The sequence below is a fragment of the Opitutia bacterium genome, assembly GCA_016217545.1.
Taxonomy (GTDB): Bacteria; Verrucomicrobiota; Verrucomicrobiia; order Opitutales; family Opitutaceae; genus Didemnitutus.
The window spans coordinates 1,012,582-1,028,642 of record JACRHT010000017.1 but is presented as its reverse complement, the minus strand read 5'-3'; the positions used below and the strand labels follow the sequence as shown (position 1 = coordinate 1,028,642).

The following is a 16,061-nucleotide window of genomic DNA, read 5'->3' as shown; positions in this document are numbered from 1 at the left end:
ACTTCGATGGACGCCTCCTCCAACGCCCTTCTCCTGCAGCTCGCGATCGCCACGCCGCTTCTCGTCGCGCTGGCCATCGGCCTCGGCCTGCCGAAGCGCTTCGCGACCAAGCTCGCCGCCATCGCCTTCATCTGGCCCGCGATCATCGCCGTCTGGCTCTGGAAACAATTCCCGACCGATGCCGGCAACGCCTACCAATTCCTGAGCAAGGTCGACACCGGCCTGGGCGGCTTCGGCATCGCGCTGAAGCTCGGCCTCAACGGCGTTTCGCTGCCGATGTTCATGCTCGCGGCCATTGTCGGTCTCGCCGCCGGTATCTACGCGCTGCGCTCGAACGCCGAGCGCCTGAAAATCTACCTGATGCTCCTGCTCGTCATGCAGGGCGGCCTCCTCGGCACGTTCGCGTCGGTGGACATCTTCTTCTTCTATTTCTTCCACGAACTCGCGCTGATCCCGACCTTCATCATGGTCGGCATTTGGGGCGGACGTGACCGCAATTACGCGGCGATGAAGATGACGATCTACCTCACCGTCGGCGCGATGCTCTCGCTGATCGGTCTCATCGCCATCTACACCAAGAGCGGCGCGGAATCCTTCGACCTCGTCACCCTGCGCGCCGAACTCGCCGCCAATCCTCTCTCCGTCACGGCGCAGAAATACATCTTCGGCCTCCTGATGTTCGGTTTCGGCACGCTGGTTTCCCTCTGGCCGCTGCACACGTGGGCCCCGCTCGGTTACGGCGCCGCGCCGTCGTCCGCCGCGATGCTGCACGCCGGCGTGCTCAAGAAGTTCGGTCTCTACGGCCTCATCCAGATCGCGCTGCCGCTGCTGCCCGCCGGCGCCCAAGCCTGGGCCTGGCCGCTCGCGGTGCTCGCCGCCGTCGGCAACGTGCTCGTCATCGGCTTCGTCACCATCGCCCAGCGCGATCTCAAGCAGATGCTCGGTTACAGCTCGGTCATGCACATGGGCTACTGCTTCCTCGGCATCGCGACGCTCTCCGTCATCGGCACGGGCGGCGTGGTGCTGCTGATGGTCGCGCACGGCCTGTCCGTCGCGCTGCTGTTCCTCCTCGCGACCAGTGTCCACCACCGCACGCACACCTTCGACATGGCGGAAATGGGCGGCCTCGCGCAAAAGACGCCCGTCCTCGCCGCGTTCTTCGTCGCTGGCACGATGGCCAGCATCGGCCTGCCGGGCTTCGCCAACTTCTGGGGCGAGCTCACCGTCTTCGTCTCGCTCTGGCAGTTCTCGCCCGCGCTCACCGCCGTCGCGATCGCCGGCGTCGTCATCTCCGCCATCTACGGGCTCCGCGCCGCGGCTCGCGTGTTCTTCGGGCCGTCGACGGAGCACCTCAACACGGTCCTCGCGAAGCATCCCGCAGTCGACCTCGCCTGGAGCGAGCGCCTGCCGGCGCTGATCCTCCTCGTCGCGCTCCTCGTCGTAGGCTTCTGGCCGAAGACGATCTCGACCGCCGCCAACGCTGCGCTGACCGCGCCCGCTCCCGCCGTCGTGCGCAACGTTTCCTCCCGCTGATTTTCCGCCGCCATGTCGACCGAACTTCTTCAAGCCGCCGCCGAATCGAATCAGTGGGCGGCGATCTTTCCCGAGCTGATCCTCGCCTGCGCGGCGCTCGGTCTTCTCGCGCTCGAAATCGTGCTCCCGAAGAGCCAGCACCGCTATATCCCGACGACTGCGGCCATGGCGCTGCTGGCGGTCCTGGTCGGGTTGATCCGGAATTTCGACACGGCTTGGATGAACCGGGACACCTTCGCGGGACTTCTGCACCATAATTTGCCCGGCCAGGTCGCGCGCGTGTTCTTCACGGTGTCCAGCCTGCTCGTGTGCTCCATCGCCAGCGTCGTGCTGCCGCGCAGCAAGATGCCTAGGGTGGAATTCTACGCCATCGTGCTGGTCATCACCGCCGCGATGATGCTGCTCGTCCAGAGCAACCACTTCGTGATGTTCTTCGTCGCCCTCGAGACGATCACGATCGGCTTCTACATCCTCGTCTCCTACTTCCGCGATAACGCCCTCACGCTCGAGGCCGGCCTGAAGTATCTCGTCACCGGCGCGCTCAGCTCCGCGATCATGCTCTTCGGCATCGTCATGCTTTACGGCGCCGTCGGTCGCGTCGAGGCGGGCGGCGTGGTCCACACGGGCTTCGAGTTCGATGTCGTGGCCGACTTCCTCGCGAAGAATCCCGACAACTTCCTCGGCATCCTCGGCGCGCTGCTCGTTCTCAGCGGCGTCGGCTTCAAGATCGGCGCATTTCCGTTCCAGATCTGGATCCCGGACGTCTATCAGGGCGCGCCCACGCCGGTCACCGCGTTCCTGGCGGTCGGTTCGAAAGCCGCCGGTTTTGCCGTGCTGCTCACGCTGGTGCACAACGTCTTCGCGCCGCTCCAGAACATCCTCGTGCCGGTGCTCTCAACGCTCGCGGCGGCGACACTTCTTTTCGGCAACATTTCCGCGCTTTCTCAGCGCAACACGAAGCGCCTGATGGGCCTCTCCGGCATCTCACACGCCGGCTTCCTCCTCCTCGGCGTCACGGCGTCGATCACGGTGCCTTGGGCCAGCGGCGCGGTGTGGTTCTATCTCTTCACCTACATGTTCGCCTCGATGGCGGTGTTCGGCGTCATGGCGCACCTCGCGGGCGACGACGACACGCAGCAGGACCTCGACGGCTACGATCGCCTCGCCAAGGACCGGCCGTTCCTCGCCGCCGTGCTCGCGATCGGCGTTGGTTCGCTCGCCGGCATCCCGCCGCTCGCCGGATTCATGGGCAAGCTGCTCGTGTTCATGGCGGCGTTCGAAGCCAAGCTCTACACGCTGCTCGCCATCGCGATCGTCTGCGTCGTGATCTCGATCTATTACTACTTCGGCTGGATCAAGGCCGCGTGGTTCGAGACTTGGCGCCCCGAGGGCGAGACGCCCGCGCCGGTGCCGGCCACGGAGCCGTCACTCATCAACACCGCGCTCCTCGCCAGCCTCGCGCTCGTGACGGTGCTGCTCGGTTTCTTCCAGCAACCGCTGTCGGCGTGGCTGCTGAACCGTTGAGTTGGCGGATCGAATTCTGCGGGTAGGGCGGGACCGCTGGGCCCGCCGAGAACGCGATGCCGCCTGCGCGGCGCGCCCAGCGGTCGCGCCCTACCTTGCGCTGAGCAAGTCGTCCACCGCTGCCGCAAACGCCCTCAAATACTCCTCGCCGCGCGCGTGGTGCGTCATGGCGACGATGATGTAGTGACGCTCCGGTCCGCTGACGACGGCCGTGTCGAGATTCCAGTCCTCCCACCAACCGGCCTTGCGGCGGATTTCCAACCCGGCGCGTCCCGCGAGTCCCGCGACGAATTTGTCGTCCTTGTGCGGGATGTCCGGCGAACGAAAAACCTCCCGCATCGCCGCCGACGCGGCCCCGGAGACGAGTTTGTCCTGCTCGAGCAGCAGGTAGAACCGCAGCAACTGCCGCACGGTCGCTGCGTGTGAGTGGCCACCGACGGGATCGACGACGCGTTCGCCGCCCTTGCCATAGTGCTTGCCGAGCCAGATGCCGCCGCCGGTCTTCGCGTCGTAGAGTCCGTAGCCGTCGAGCACCCCGCGAATGAAGCCCAATCCGAGCTGCTGCGAGAATTTCGCCGCCAGCTCGTTGTCCGACTGCTTGATCATCAGCCCGAGTTCGTGGCGCGTCGTCGCGTCGAGGTCGTTGAGGTTCGGATGTGCGGCAAACCAGCCGAGCAGGATCGCGATCTTCGGCACGCTCGCCGCGTAATCGATGCGATCCGGCCGCACCATCGCGAGGCGCAGCGTGCGCAGGTCGAGCACGCCGACCGACGTTTGCGCTTCTGCCATCTCCCAGCACTTGCGCAGCGCAGTGTCGATCTCCTCGATGCGCCGTTGGAGCGCGGCATCGACCGCAGGGGAACCATCCAAGCTGTAGGCGCGGAAATCGGACATGGCGGCCAGGGTGGGCGCCACGCCAAGGAAGACCGAGAGAGTAGCGACAGCGACCGACCTCATGGATGGGCGGACGCTAGCGCCGCGCCTTTCGTTGCCAAGCCTCGGGGCGCCCAAAGTTTTCCGCTAATTTCCTTCGCCACCGTGCGCGAAACTCTTTCGTGTTTTCTCGCGCATGAAGGTCACTGGCATCGCCGTCGTCCCGCCGCCCTCCGCGGCCGATCTCCCGAAAGTCACGCCCGAGCTGCTGGCGTCCGTGCTCGCGCGCTACTCGCGCAGCAACGACGGCCTCGCGAACATCCTCTCGAAGGTCGACCTCGCGCACCCCGACGAGTCCATCGACCGCATCCTGAAATTCGTCGACTACGGCCACGCCTCGATCGGCGGCCTCACCGGCGGTCTCGCTCTCGCGCTCGATGGCGTCTCGATGTGGCTCGCCTACAAAATTTTCGAGATCGCACAGATGGCCGACGGGCAGGAATCGAGCACGCGCTACATCACGATGGACGCGGCCAACCTGCCGACGCCCGCCGAAGTCGGCGTGCCCGACGATCTCGCCGGCCAGTGGACCAGCGTGATGGCCCGCGCCTTCGCCGCGTATAACGCCGAATACGCCCGCCTCGACCAGCTCGGACAGGAGAAACCGGAACTCATCCGTCTCCCGGCCAACGCCAAACCCGCCGTCGTCACGCGCATTCGCAAGAACTACGCCCTCGACCGCGCGCGCTACTTCATCCCGTTTGCCACCCGCACCAACCTCGGCCTCGTCCAGAGCTCGCGCATGTGGGCCACGACGGTGAAGCACCTCGACTCGCTGCCCCATCCCGAGGCCAAAGCCGCCGCCGCCGCCATCCGCGACGTGCTGCTAAAGATGTCGCCGCGCCTCATGCGTCACAGCGCCGCGGAGAAATCCTACGAAGCGCAGGCTGCGCAGGAACTCGCGACTTCGTGCCGCCTCGGCCTCGAGCGCCTCTCGACCGCGCCGCTCGCCGATCAGGTTTGGGTGAAAGTCGACCGCGACACGCCGCCGTGGCTGCGCGAAGAGCAACCGGTTGCGGAGGCGTTGCGCCACCGGGCCAACCGCTACGGCTACCAAGGCACCGCGACGCGCCGCGCGCGCGTGACCTTTGCCTGGAACAACATGGCCGTGGCCGAGCTTCGCGACCTCAACCGTCACCGCACCGGCCACCGCTACACGCCGCTCATCCAAGCCGGCTTCTACCTGCCGCCGGAGATTGCGCACGCCGCCCACCAGCCGCTGCTCGATGCGCAAGCCGCGCTCACCCGCGAACTCCTGCAACGCGGTTCGCCCGCCTACGTTTATTCGCTGCTGCTCGGCGCGCAGACGCCGTTCGAGCACAGCACGCACGCCGACAAATTCATCTACGAGGCCGAGCTGCGCACCGGCATGGGCGCACATTTCCGCTACGCCGAGCACCTCAGCGCCGCGCTGCGGGAGTTCTTCGCCCAAGTGCCGGAGGCCAAGCCCTGGGTCGTCGAAGGCACCGCCGAGCCCGAGTGACCGCGGCGGGTAAATAGTCTTGCCGCGTCTTCGCGGCGGGCGAACATGCCAGCGACTTGCTGCAGCGTATGGGCCCACGTCTTTTCTCCGGCTTTCGCAGTTTCTCGGCTCGCAGGAGCGAGACTCGCGCAATTGCCCCCCGCTGATGCCGCCGCGCTTCAAAATTCTGCAGTTCAACATGCAGTTTGGTCAGATGTGGAGCGACGCTGACCCCGACCGCGCGCCCGTTCGCCTCAGCCATACCATCGACGAAATTCAGAGCCACGATGCCGACATCATCCTGCTCCAGGAAGTCGAGCGCGCTGAGCCGGGCGGCACGCAGCCGCCGATCCCCCCGAACTACAGCCGCCTGAAGGGCGCGCTCGCCGGCTACGACAGCTTTTTCTCGTTTCCTCGCGAAGATCCGCGCGAGCTGCCATTCGGCATCGGCCTCGCCATCTTTTCCCGCACGCCGCTGCGCGAGTCGTTCCGTCTCGACCTGCCGTCTCCGGCCGTGGAGTTCGATTTCTTCGGGGAAAAAAGGACGCCGACCGACCGCCTGCTGATCGGCGCGACCACCACGATCGGCGGCCGTGAGGTGCGAATCATGAACACGCACCTGCTCGCGCTCTTCATGCTCCGCTCGAGCAGCGAGGTGCACAATGAGCAGCGCCGGCTCGTCGCGGCGCAGCTGGCGAAATCAACCGGCCCGACCGTGCTCGGCGGCGACTTCAACGTCAGCAAGCACCAATCGCTCGTTGAGCAGTTTGCCGAAGTCGGTTTCCGAACGGTGCAGGATGGCGAAGTCACCTGGCGGCGCCGTCCCTACGTGCTCGATCACCTGTTCTACAACGCGTCGCTGCGGCCGGTCGGCCACGTCGTGAAACCGACGGTCGCCTCCGATCATCACGCGCTCGCGGCGGAGTTCGAGTTCACCGACTAATCCCGGCCGAACGCGCCGCGCCCGATGGGCTTTATTGAACCACGGATTGCACGGATGATCACGGATCGAGGCACCGGCTCCGCTGCGTAATCCGTGCTCATCCGTGCAATCCGTGGGCGAAAAACCGCTCGCTCGCGATGTGAGCTGCACTCGCGACAACAACCTGAGCCGGTCTGAGACCGGCTCTACTTCGCGCGCCGCACGCGCTCCTTCTCGTCTTCGCGCTCCTCCTCGAGTCGCGCCTTCTCGCTCGCGATCTGTTTGCGCACCTTGTCGGCCTCATCGAATTCCTGTTTGGCCAGCGCCGCGTCGAGCTGCTGCTTCAGGAAAATCTCGCGCTCCGCGATCTTGCCTTGGAACACGCGATCGATTTCCGCGAGCCGCTGTTTCTGTTCCGCGGTGAGTTTTCCGCTCGACGGATCGGATTTCGCGAGGCGTTCCATGGCGAGTTCGTAGGCGCTTTTCATGGACGGGAAGATTGCCGCGTTCAGGGAAACTTCACGCCGAAAATCAACACGAGCGCCACCGCCGCCACCGGCAGCCAGAAGCCTCCGACCGCTTTTCGCCACCGCGCGCCGGCGCCGACGAACATCGTGCCGAGCACGAAAACCATCGCGGCCGGCGCCATCCACGGCGCGCGAAACTCCGCCGCGAAATACACGCCGGGCAACGGCGTGCCCCGCTGCACCAGCCAGTCCATCGCCACGATCAGCAAGGCCGCCGCGTGATTGAACACCAGCACGAGCACTCCGGCGTGCGCGAGGCCGGCCACCATCGCGACAAATCCGGCGACGATCGCCAGCGACGAAATCGGGATGATCACCAAGTTCGCCACCAGCGCGCCGGGCGACAGCAGGCCGAAATAGCCGATGCTGCTCGGCGTGCTCGCCAGCGTGGCCGCGCACGTGATCGCGAGCGCTCCGAGAATCTCGCGCCCGCCGGCATGCACCCAGCGCTGCCACCGGTTCCAGCTGGCCTCCGGCAGATCGCGCCACGGCTGCCACGCCGCCTGCCAGCGCTCCGCCAGCGGCAACCCCATCGCGATCAGCGCGACCACGACGGAGTAAGACATCTGAAATCCGGTGGAAAACAGCTGGCGCGGGTCGAGCAACAGCGTCGCCAGCGCCGCCGCCGCGAGCGCCGCCAGAGGATTGCCCGGCCAGCGGAATATCCGCGACCCCAGCAGGAAGGCGATCATCAGGAACGACCGGAACGCCGGTGCGCTCGCGCCCGTGACCTCCACGTAGAGCCACAGCACCGCGAGCCCGGCCACGATGGCCGCGCGGCGCGGCACGCGCAGCAGCTGCAACGCGCTTTGGATCGCGACCGCGATCACGCCGACGTGCAGCCCGCTGATGGAGAAAATATGGAAGACCCCGCTGCGCATGAAAGCGCTCTGCTGGTCCGCCGACAGCACCGCCTTTTCCCCGAGCAGCATCGCGAGGTAAAGCGACACGACTTCCGGATGGCTCTCCAGTCCGCGCCGCAGAATCGCGGCGAGCCGATCTTGTGCGCGGTCGCAGAACACGCGGAACACGGCCGGCGCGCGTGTCTCCTCGAGCAAGTGGCCGCGCGCGATGCGGACGCGCACCCCGAGCGTCGCCAAATACGCGCCGAATCCCCGGCCGTCGCCTTCGTCTTCCGGCAGCGCGTCCACCACGCCCGAGAAACGATACTCGCCCGAGATCGACGGCGGCATGCTGATCCGTCGGATGGCGGAGAAATACACGCGTTGCCCCACCAATGCCGCTGCGGGTCCCTCGCCACGGATCACGCGGGCGATGCCGTTGACGGTTTTGCGCTGCGGGGCGGGCGGGAAAACCTGTTCGACGTGCACGACGACCGCCACCTCGCGCGGCGGGCCGGCCCATTCGAGCGGTGCCGGCGCGCGCCACTGCATCCAGCCCGCGCCGATGCCCGTGGCGGCGGTTGCGAGTCCGACACCCCAACTCGCCTGCGCGAAGACGGAACGCCCGCGACTGCCGACGAGTGCCAGTGTCGCACCGGCGAGCGCGAGGAGGACGAGCGCGTGCCCTGAGACGCCCGGTGCGCGATCCGCCCACGCGATGCCCGCGCAGAACGGCAGCAGCAGCCAGAGCAGGGGAGCGCGAAGGGCGTTGGTCATCGTCCGACCCGGGCCCTCGGGCAAGGCCGCGAGCAAAGCAGGCGTCCGCGCGCCTTCAAACTTGTTTCGCGCGCCCGCCGCAACACTGTGTGGGCAACCATGGCACGCGGCGCAGACACCGGCTCACTTTTCGGCGAGGACCCCGTCACACCGGCGTCTTTCGCCGATGCCGCCGCGCCTGCTCCGAAGGACAACTCGCACCAACCGCTCGCGGCGCGCATGCGGCCCCGCTCGCTCGCCGAGGTCGTCGGACAGGACCACATCACGCGCACCGGCAGCCTGCTGCCGCAGCTGATCGCGACGAACCGCTTCGGCAGCCTGCTCTTCTACGGCCCGCCCGGCTGCGGCAAGACGAGCATCGCCGAGGCGATCGCGCGCGAGACCGGCAGCCGCTTCGTGCGCGTGAACGCGGTCATGAGCAACGTCGCCGAGCTCCGCGAAATCCTCGCGCTCGCCCGCCGCCGTCCCGAGGCGCGCACGATTCTCTTCATCGACGAGCTCCACCGCTTCAACAAGTCGCAGCAGGACCTGTTGCTGCCCGATGTCGAGGAGGGCAGCGTGCGCCTCATCGGCGCGACGACGCACAACCCGGGTTTCTACGTCAACCCGCCGCTCCTCAGCCGCAGCCACCTTTTCCGGCTCGAGCCGCACACGCCCGCAACGGTCGCCGGCGTGCTGGGCAAGGCGCTGGCCGACACCGAGCGCGGCCTCGGCGCGCGCGGACACACGGCGGACGCGAAGGTGCTCACCGATCTCGCGGTCTTGTGCGACGGCGATCTGCGCCGCGCGTTGAACTCGCTCGAAGTCCTCGCGCTGTCGTTGCCCGAGAAGGCCGCGATCACGGAGAAGGAACTCGAAGTCTTCGCCCGCGAGCGCCGCATCCGCTACGATGCGGATGAGGACGAGCACTACGATACGATCTCAGCCTTCATCAAGAGCTGCCGCGGCAGCGATCCGGACGCGGCGATGTATTGGCTCGCGAAGATGCTCGCCGGCGGCGAGGACCCGCGCTTCATCGCGCGGCGCCTCGTGATCCTCGCCAGCGAGGACGTCGGTCTCGCCGATCCGCAGGCGCTGCCGCTCACCGTCGCGGCGCACCACGCGTGCGATTTCATCGGCTTGCCCGAGGCGGAGCTGACGCTCGCGCACGCGACGCTCTACATCGCCACCGCGCCGAAGAGCAACTCGGCCACGCTCGCGCTCGGCGAGGCGCACCGCGCGCTGAAGGAGCAGCCGGTGCAACCCGTGCCGATCCACCTCCGCGACAAGGGCGGCCAGGCGAGCAAGCGCGCCGGTCACGGCAAGGGTTACCTCTACTCGCACGATTTTCCCGAGAACGTCTCGGGGCAGAACTATCTCGAGAAACCGCTTTCGCTTTACACGCCGAAGACGGCCGGCTGGGAAACCAAGATCGCCGACCGTCTGGGGCGCTGGCAGGGATTGCGCGAACAAATCCGCCGCGATCAGGGCGCGCGGTAGATCACGGCGCGGATGACTCCGAAGCGCCGGCCGGTGGAGTGCGGATCGGCGTCGCTCCGCGTGAGGATCCGCAGCGTGTGCTCGCCGTCGCTCAGGCCCGGCAGGCGCCAGAGGTCGTTGTCGTGCGTGCGCGTGTCGTCCACGTAGGCGTCGGCCACGAGGTCGCACTTCACGCCGTCGATGAAGACATCGGCCCGGCCGCCGTCGTGGATGAGGCTTCCGATGAGCACGACGCCAGTGCCGCGGAATTTCAACTCGGCCTCCGCGCCGGCTCCGTTCGCTTCACGCGCCACGTATTTGTCGGACCAAAATTGGCCGGGCTTCGCCTCCCACGCGCCGCGCCAAGTCCACGCGGCCTCATCGACGTTGATGAGCTGCACCGGCCGGCCGTAGCCCGACGACTCGAGCGGTGGCGGCGTGACCGTTTGCCGCGGGATGACGACTTGCAGGTCGTCCACCCGCCCGCCGGCGCGCTGGATGACGGCGAGGGCGAGACGTTCGGACGACGCGACGATGTCGCGGAAGGAGTAGTCGGTGTAGTCGAATTTGCGTTCGGCGATGGAGAGCACGGCGGCGCGGTGCTCGGCGGGGATGCGCTCGAAGCCGATCATCGCGCCGAGCACGCCGCAGGCGCTGGAGGGATTGCAGTCGGAGTCCTGGCCGCAGCGTGTGGCGATTTCCATCGTGCGTTGCCAGTCGCCGTTGCCGGCCAGCAGGCCGAGCGCGAGGTAGGCGCCGTTGAGTTTGGCGTCGATGTTGAAGGGGCGATGCGCGCCCTCCGGACAGATGTCGTCGCGGTCCCATTTGTCGGCGAGCAGCTGCCAGATCTTCCGCCAGTCGCCGGGATACGCGGCGTGCCAGTCGAGCAGGTCGCGAATGATGCGACCGTAACCGCTGTCCGCCGGGATGCTCGCGAGGCCGGCCTCGACCACGCGCCGCGGGTCGCTCTCGAAGAACGCGGCCGAATACATGCCGGCGATGAACAGGCCGCCATAGAGGCCGTCGCCGTGGTTCATCACCCGGCCGACGCGCACCCCAAGACGGTTGGCTTCGGCGGGCAGGCCGGGGCAGAGGATGCCGATGAAGTCCGACTCGATTTGGAAATCAATGTCGTCGCAGTGCGCGTTGTAGCGCGGGTCGCCGCTGAGCGCGGCGGACAGGCCGCGTTGGAGATTGCGGCGGGCGGCGGCGTTGGCGTGCCAGAGTTCGTAGCGCGATTGCGCGAATGCCGCGCCGTAGTCGTCGCTGGTCGCGTCGAGGCCGACGGTGTCGAGGACCTTGGAGAACGTCATCTCGACGTAGAGGTCGTCCTGCACGATCGCGTTGGTGATGGCCTCGGGTTTGATCGGCTCGTCGAACGTGCGGCCGAGGGCGTGAAACTCGGTGGGCGCGCCGTAAGTCACGCCGATCATCTGGCCGGCCCAGGCGCCGCGGATTTTGTCGCGTAGTTCGGCGCGCGAGAGGGAGCGAGGGGCGGCGGCGAAAATCGTCGTCGCGGAGACCGTGAAGCAGAGCAGACGGAGGGCGAGTTTCATGGGCGGGGAAACACGGTGCCACGCGGCGAACGCCGCCGCCAGCGTGAATCGAAAGCTAAACCACATGGCGTCGCCACGGGAGCGAGCGCGGGCTTGCGGCGCGGTTGCTCCGGTCTAACGTTCCGCCCATGAAGATGCGTCTCGTTCTGCTGGTGATTCTCGCGTTCGGCTTTGGTCAACTTGTGGCGCAAACCCCGAAACCCAGCAGCGCAACGAAGACGGAAGCGAAGAAGGAAGAACCGAAGATCGCCGGCATCACGATTGCGCGCCCCAATGGCAATTTTCTCGGGCTCACGCTCGAAGGCGGCACGTTCAAGCTCTCCTTCTACGACAAGGACAAGAAACCGATGGCGGCCGATGTCGCGCGCGCGGCGGCGCGGTGGAACCCGAATTACAAGCAAGGCAGCGAGCGCATCATCCTGAACGGCTCCAGTGGCGGGAAGGCGCTGGTGGGCAGCAAGCCCGTGCGGCCGCCCTATGCGTTCAAGCTGTTCCTGACGCTGCTCAAGGGCGACGCGTCGACCGACGGTTCCGAGTCGGAGCAGGCGGTCGAGAACTACACGGTGGATTTCCGCGCCTGAACCGTCGCCATGTCCGGCTCATTGGCCCTGCTTAATATCGCGGGCGGCGTCGCGCTGATGCTGTTTGCGATCCGCTTTCTCCGCAAAGGTCTCGAACGCATGATCGGGCACGCGCTGCACGCGTGGATCGAGCGCATGGGCGCCAACCGCTGGACGGCGACGGTGGCGGGGCTCGCGTTCGGCACGGTCGCGCCGTCGTCGACGGCGCAGACGCTGTTGACGATGCAGCTGCTCAACGCCGGCAAGATGCCGGCGGAGCGCATGCTCGTGTTCCTGCTCGGCGCGAACGTGGGCATCACGGTCATGGTGCAGCTGCTGGCGTTTCGTTTCTTCGACTACAACGGCCTGTTCCTGATCACCGGCGTGATCGGCTATCTCTGGGCGCGCAGCGAAACGGGGCGAGGAGCCGGGCAGGTGTTGCTCGCGCTTGGGTTCATCTTCCTCGGCATGGACATCATCAGCGCGGGCGCGCGCGTGCTCGCGGGCAACGCGGAGTTCGAAACGCTGATGGTGATGTTCAGCAGCCACCGCTGGCTGATGATCGTGTTCGCAGCCGGACTGACGTTTCTCACCCAGAGCTCGACCGCGGTCATCGGCTTGGTGATCGCGATGGCGGGCGCGGGGTCGTTCTCGCTGGCCACGGTGCTGCCGGTCGTGCTCGGCGCCAATCTCGGCCTCGGGCTCACCTCGCTCGCGGCCGGCTGGCCGACGCTCGCCGGAAAACGTCTCGCCGTCGCCAACCTCGTGCTGAAATTCGCCGCGGTCGGCGCGGCGATACTGGCGTTTCCCTGGGTGCAGCGGACGATGGAGGCGATGCCGGGTGGCGTCGCGCGGCAGGCGGCGAATTTCCACACGGGCTTCAACGTCGTCGTGGCTTTCGCCGGCGCGTTGCTGGCCGGCTACGTCGGACGACTCGTCATGCGCGCCGTGCGCGACGATCCGACGCGACCGCCGCTAGGGTCGGTGGCGACGCACCTCGACCCGAGTGCTTTGAGCAGCCCGGTCTTCGCGCTGGCCAACGCTTCACGCGAAACGTTGCGGCTGACGGAGGACATCAAGTCCATGCTCACGAGTGCGTGGCGCGGCCTGCAGACGCAGGACGCGGCGCTCGTGCGCGAGGTGCAGGAACACGACAACCGCGTCGACGAGATGCACGCGGCGATCAAGCACTACCTCAGCCAGATCCCGGTCGACCAAATGACGCCGCGCGACAGCCAGGTGCAGTTCGGGCTGCTGCATTTCGCCAGCCAGCTCGAAGCGGTGGGCGACGTCATCGACAAGAATTTCTGCCACCAAATCCTGAAGCAGCTGGCCAATCCGCTGCCGCTCGCGCCGGAGGACCAGTTCGATCTCGCCGAAATGCACCGCCGCACGCTCCACCGGCTCGACACGGCCATCCTCGTGCTCACGACCCGCGAGCGGGCCATGGCGCAGCAATTCCTGCGCGAAGGCGACGAGCTCAAGAAGTGGTGCATCGAGGCGCAGAAGGCGCACTACCAGCGCCTGATCGGTTGCGACGACGAGCGGCTTGGTGCCAGCACGCGCTACCTGGAATTACTCAACGCGCTCCGCCGGATCAGCGGACAGCTCAACACCATCGGGCACACCTTCGCGGGCGAAAAGGCGCCGACGAGCGAACAGGATTGAGACGCGGCTGGGCGCGCAGACGGGGAGCGCAGGCTGGACACGGCTTCGCGGGCAGGAGCTTGCTTGCAAGCGACCGGGAGCAACGAGGCCGCCTCAACGTTTGGGTCGCCTGCAAGCAGGCTCCTACAAGGCAGCGGCGTGCAGGGCGGGATTTGACAGCGCTCGGGAGCGTGGGAATGCTGCCCGGCCTTTTCACCATGTCGTCCGCTGCCGCCACGCCTTTTGATTCCGTCGAAACTGCGATCCAGACGATCGCCTCGGGCGGCGTCGTCATCGTGACCGACGACGAAGGGCGCGAGAACGAGGGCGATCTGGTGTTCGCCGCCGAGAAGGTCACGCCCGAGCTGATCAACCTGATGATCCGCCACGCGCGCGGCCTGATTTGCGTGCCGATGACGGAGCCGGCCCTGAAGCGGCTCGGCATAAACCCGATGGTGCAGCAGAACCGCGAGGCGATGCGCACGGCGTTCACGGTCTCGGTGGACGCGGCGGAAGGCATCACGACCGGCATCAGCGCCTTCGATCGCGCGCGCACGGTGCAGCTGCTCGCGAATCCTGCCACGCGTCCCGACGAACTGGTGCAGCCCGGCCACATTTTTCCGCTCTGCGCCCGACCGGGCGGCGTGCTCGAGCGGGCGGGCCACACGGAGGCCGCGGTCGATCTCGCGGCGCTGGCCGGCCTCGGGCCGGTCGCGGTGATTTGCGAGGTGTTGAACGAGGACGGCACGATGGCGCGCGTGCCGGAGCTGGAGGAGTTCAAGCAGCGGCACCGGTTGCCGCTGATCTCGATCTCGTCGTTGATCGAATACCGTCATCGCCGCGAAAAGCTCGTCGAGTGCATCAGCACGCGGCCGTTCTCGTCCGAATACGGCGAGTTCATGCTGCACGTCTTCCGCAGCAAGATCGACGGGCGCCACCACCTCGCATTCACGATGGGCCGGCTCGACGGATCGCCGACGCTGGTGCGCGTCCACACGGAGAACCTGCTCAGCGACGTGTTCCACGGACGCGACATGGGCAGTCACCGCTCGCTGCTTTCGTCCCTCGAGGCGGTCGCGAAGACCGGCCACGGCGCGATCGTCTACATGGAGCAGAACGGCCGCATGCAGGAGGCGTTGGCGGCGCTCGACCAGCCGCGCCGGCCGAGTCTGCGCGACTACGGCACCGGCGCGCAGATCCTCACGGCGCTCGGCCTCCAAAAAATCCGGCTGATGACGCACTCGAACCGCCGTGTGGTCGGCCTCGACGGCTACGGGCTGGAAATCGTCGAGGTCGTGCCGGTGTGAGACGCGGATTTCGGGTTGCGCCCCGCCGGACTGCCCCCGCCAATTGACCGCTCCATGAGTCTCGACGCTCCCAGTGACCTGAACATCCGCGGTGCCGGCCTGCGCTTCGGCGTCGTGGCGGCGCGTTTCAACGCCGAACTCGTCGACGGCTTGCGCACGCGCGCCGCGGCGGTGCTCGCGGCGGCCGGCGTGCGGGCGAAGGACATCGTGGAGGTCCGCGTGCCGGGCTCGCACGAGGTGCCGTGGGCCGCGCAGCAACTGGCGGCGACGAAGCGTTTCGACTGCGTCATCGCGCTCGGCGTGCTGATCGGCGGCGACACGAACCACCACGAGATGGTGGGCGAGAGCGTTTCCCACGCATTGCAACAGGTCGCGCTCGGCACCGGGATCCCGGTGATCAACGGCGTGATCGTCACCGACACGCTCGCGCAGGCGCGCGCGCGTTGCCTCGGCAAACTCGACCGCGGCGCGGAGTTCGCGCGCGCCGGGCTTGAAATGGCGGCGCTCCGGCGCACCTTGCGAAAAGGCAAACACTCATGAGCAGCCAATTTTCCCAACGCCGCGAGAGCCGCGCCGCCGCGCTCCAGTTCCTCTACGCGTGGAGCATCAACAAGCCCGCGAACTTCACCGACGACCTCCGGTTGTTTTTCGAGAGCCTCGAAAAGCCGCGCGACCACTACGCCTTCGCCGAAGAGCTGATCGCCGGCGTGATGCAGCACATCGACGAGATCGACGGCCACATCCGCACGCTCGCGCACAATTGGGAGTTCGAGCGCATCGCGCGCATCGATCTCGCGATCCTGCGCCTCGCGATCTTCGAGATGCTCCACCGCAAGGACATCCCGCCGGTCGTCTCGATCAACGAGGCGATCGACCTCTCGAAGAATTTCTCCACCGCCGACTCGAAGCGCTTCATCAACGGCATCCTCGACCGCATGAAGGACAAGGCCGGCCGCGACGCGCGCAAGGCGACCACGGAGTGACGCGCCTGCGCGGGTCCAGGCGCGAGGGCG

Annotated in this window: 14 protein-coding genes; 10 read left to right on the top strand and 4 right to left on the bottom strand. The window is 67.0% G+C overall.

The genetic code is table 11. The features are described 5' to 3' along the window. The first annotated feature begins 6 nt into the window (after nucleotides 1-6). The gene (locus HZA32_20295; protein ID MBI5426424.1) at nucleotides 7-1,533 is read left to right on the top strand and encodes an NADH-quinone oxidoreductase subunit M; all 1,527 of its coding nucleotides are present in this window, start codon (nucleotides 7-9) and stop codon (nucleotides 1,531-1,533) included. Nucleotides 1,534-1,545: 12 nt separating this feature from the next. Next, nucleotides 1,546-3,057 (top strand): NADH-quinone oxidoreductase subunit N, encoded by a 1,512-nt coding sequence (locus HZA32_20290; protein MBI5426423.1) that lies wholly within the window; start codon nucleotides 1,546-1,548, stop codon nucleotides 3,055-3,057. Between the two features lie 90 nt (nucleotides 3,058-3,147). On the opposite strand, the gene HZA32_20285 is transcribed toward HZA32_20290, so the two are convergent. Further along, nucleotides 3,148-3,951, bottom strand: a complete 804-nt coding sequence (locus HZA32_20285; protein ID MBI5426422.1) for a serine hydrolase — start codon at nucleotides 3,949-3,951, stop codon at nucleotides 3,148-3,150. A gap of 175 nt (nucleotides 3,952-4,126) precedes the next feature. On the opposite strand from HZA32_20285, the gene HZA32_20280 reads away from it, so the two are divergent. Both HZA32_20280 and HZA32_20275 read left to right on the top strand, forming a co-directional pair. Beyond that, a complete protein-coding gene (locus HZA32_20280; protein ID MBI5426421.1) occupies nucleotides 4,127-5,473 on the top strand; it encodes an FAD-dependent thymidylate synthase in 1,347 nt (448 codons plus the stop codon). A 145-nt stretch (nucleotides 5,474-5,618) separates the two neighbouring features. Then, a complete protein-coding gene (locus HZA32_20275; protein MBI5426420.1) occupies nucleotides 5,619-6,395 on the top strand; it encodes an endonuclease/exonuclease/phosphatase family protein in 777 nt (258 codons plus the stop codon). 185 nt (nucleotides 6,396-6,580) lie between these two features. Here HZA32_20275 and HZA32_20270 read toward each other — a convergent pair whose 3' ends face one another. Both HZA32_20270 and HZA32_20265 read right to left on the bottom strand, forming a co-directional pair. Then, nucleotides 6,581-6,862 carry a hypothetical protein gene (locus tag HZA32_20270; GenBank protein ID MBI5426419.1) on the bottom strand — a complete coding sequence of 94 codons (282 nt, stop codon included), beginning with the start codon at nucleotides 6,860-6,862 and terminating at the stop codon, nucleotides 6,581-6,583. Nucleotides 6,863-6,882: 20 nt separating this feature from the next. After that, nucleotides 6,883-8,520: a ComEC/Rec2 family competence protein gene (locus HZA32_20265; GenBank protein MBI5426418.1), complete on the bottom strand. Its 1,638-nt coding sequence runs from the start codon at nucleotides 8,518-8,520 to the stop codon at nucleotides 6,883-6,885. A gap of 99 nt (nucleotides 8,521-8,619) precedes the next feature. Here HZA32_20265 and HZA32_20260 point away from each other — a divergent pair, with 99 nt between their 5' ends. Continuing rightward, nucleotides 8,620-9,999 (top strand): replication-associated recombination protein A, encoded by a 1,380-nt coding sequence (locus HZA32_20260; GenBank protein MBI5426417.1) that lies wholly within the window; start codon nucleotides 8,620-8,622, stop codon nucleotides 9,997-9,999. Here the strand turns inward: HZA32_20260 and HZA32_20255 are convergent. Next, nucleotides 9,984-11,534 carry an ADP-ribosylglycohydrolase family protein gene (locus HZA32_20255; GenBank protein MBI5426416.1) on the bottom strand — a complete coding sequence of 517 codons (1,551 nt, stop codon included), beginning with the start codon at nucleotides 11,532-11,534 and terminating at the stop codon, nucleotides 9,984-9,986. The two genes, HZA32_20260 and HZA32_20255, sit on opposite strands and share 16 nt — an antisense overlap. 128 nt (nucleotides 11,535-11,662) lie before the next feature. Between HZA32_20255 and HZA32_20250 the strand changes: the two genes are divergently transcribed. From HZA32_20250 to nusB, 5 genes are all read left to right on the top strand, one after another. Next, nucleotides 11,663-12,115 carry a hypothetical protein gene (locus HZA32_20250; protein MBI5426415.1) on the top strand — a complete coding sequence of 151 codons (453 nt, stop codon included), beginning with the start codon at nucleotides 11,663-11,665 and terminating at the stop codon, nucleotides 12,113-12,115. 9 nt (nucleotides 12,116-12,124) lie between these two features. Further along, a complete protein-coding gene (locus HZA32_20245; protein MBI5426414.1) occupies nucleotides 12,125-13,762 on the top strand; it encodes a Na/Pi cotransporter family protein in 1,638 nt (545 codons plus the stop codon). A 197-nt stretch (nucleotides 13,763-13,959) separates the two neighbouring features. Beyond that, nucleotides 13,960-15,048: a 3,4-dihydroxy-2-butanone-4-phosphate synthase gene (ribB, locus tag HZA32_20240; GenBank protein ID MBI5426413.1), complete on the top strand. Its 1,089-nt coding sequence runs from the start codon at nucleotides 13,960-13,962 to the stop codon at nucleotides 15,046-15,048. Between the two features lie 54 nt (nucleotides 15,049-15,102). After that, nucleotides 15,103-15,588 (top strand): 6,7-dimethyl-8-ribityllumazine synthase, encoded by a 486-nt coding sequence (locus HZA32_20235; GenBank protein ID MBI5426412.1) that lies wholly within the window; start codon nucleotides 15,103-15,105, stop codon nucleotides 15,586-15,588. After that, entirely contained in the window at nucleotides 15,585-16,031 is a 447-nt protein-coding gene (gene nusB, locus HZA32_20230; GenBank protein ID MBI5426411.1) for a transcription antitermination factor NusB, read from the top strand. Before HZA32_20235 ends, nusB begins: the two co-directional genes overlap by 4 nt. Nucleotides 16,032-16,061 lie beyond the last annotated feature (30 nt).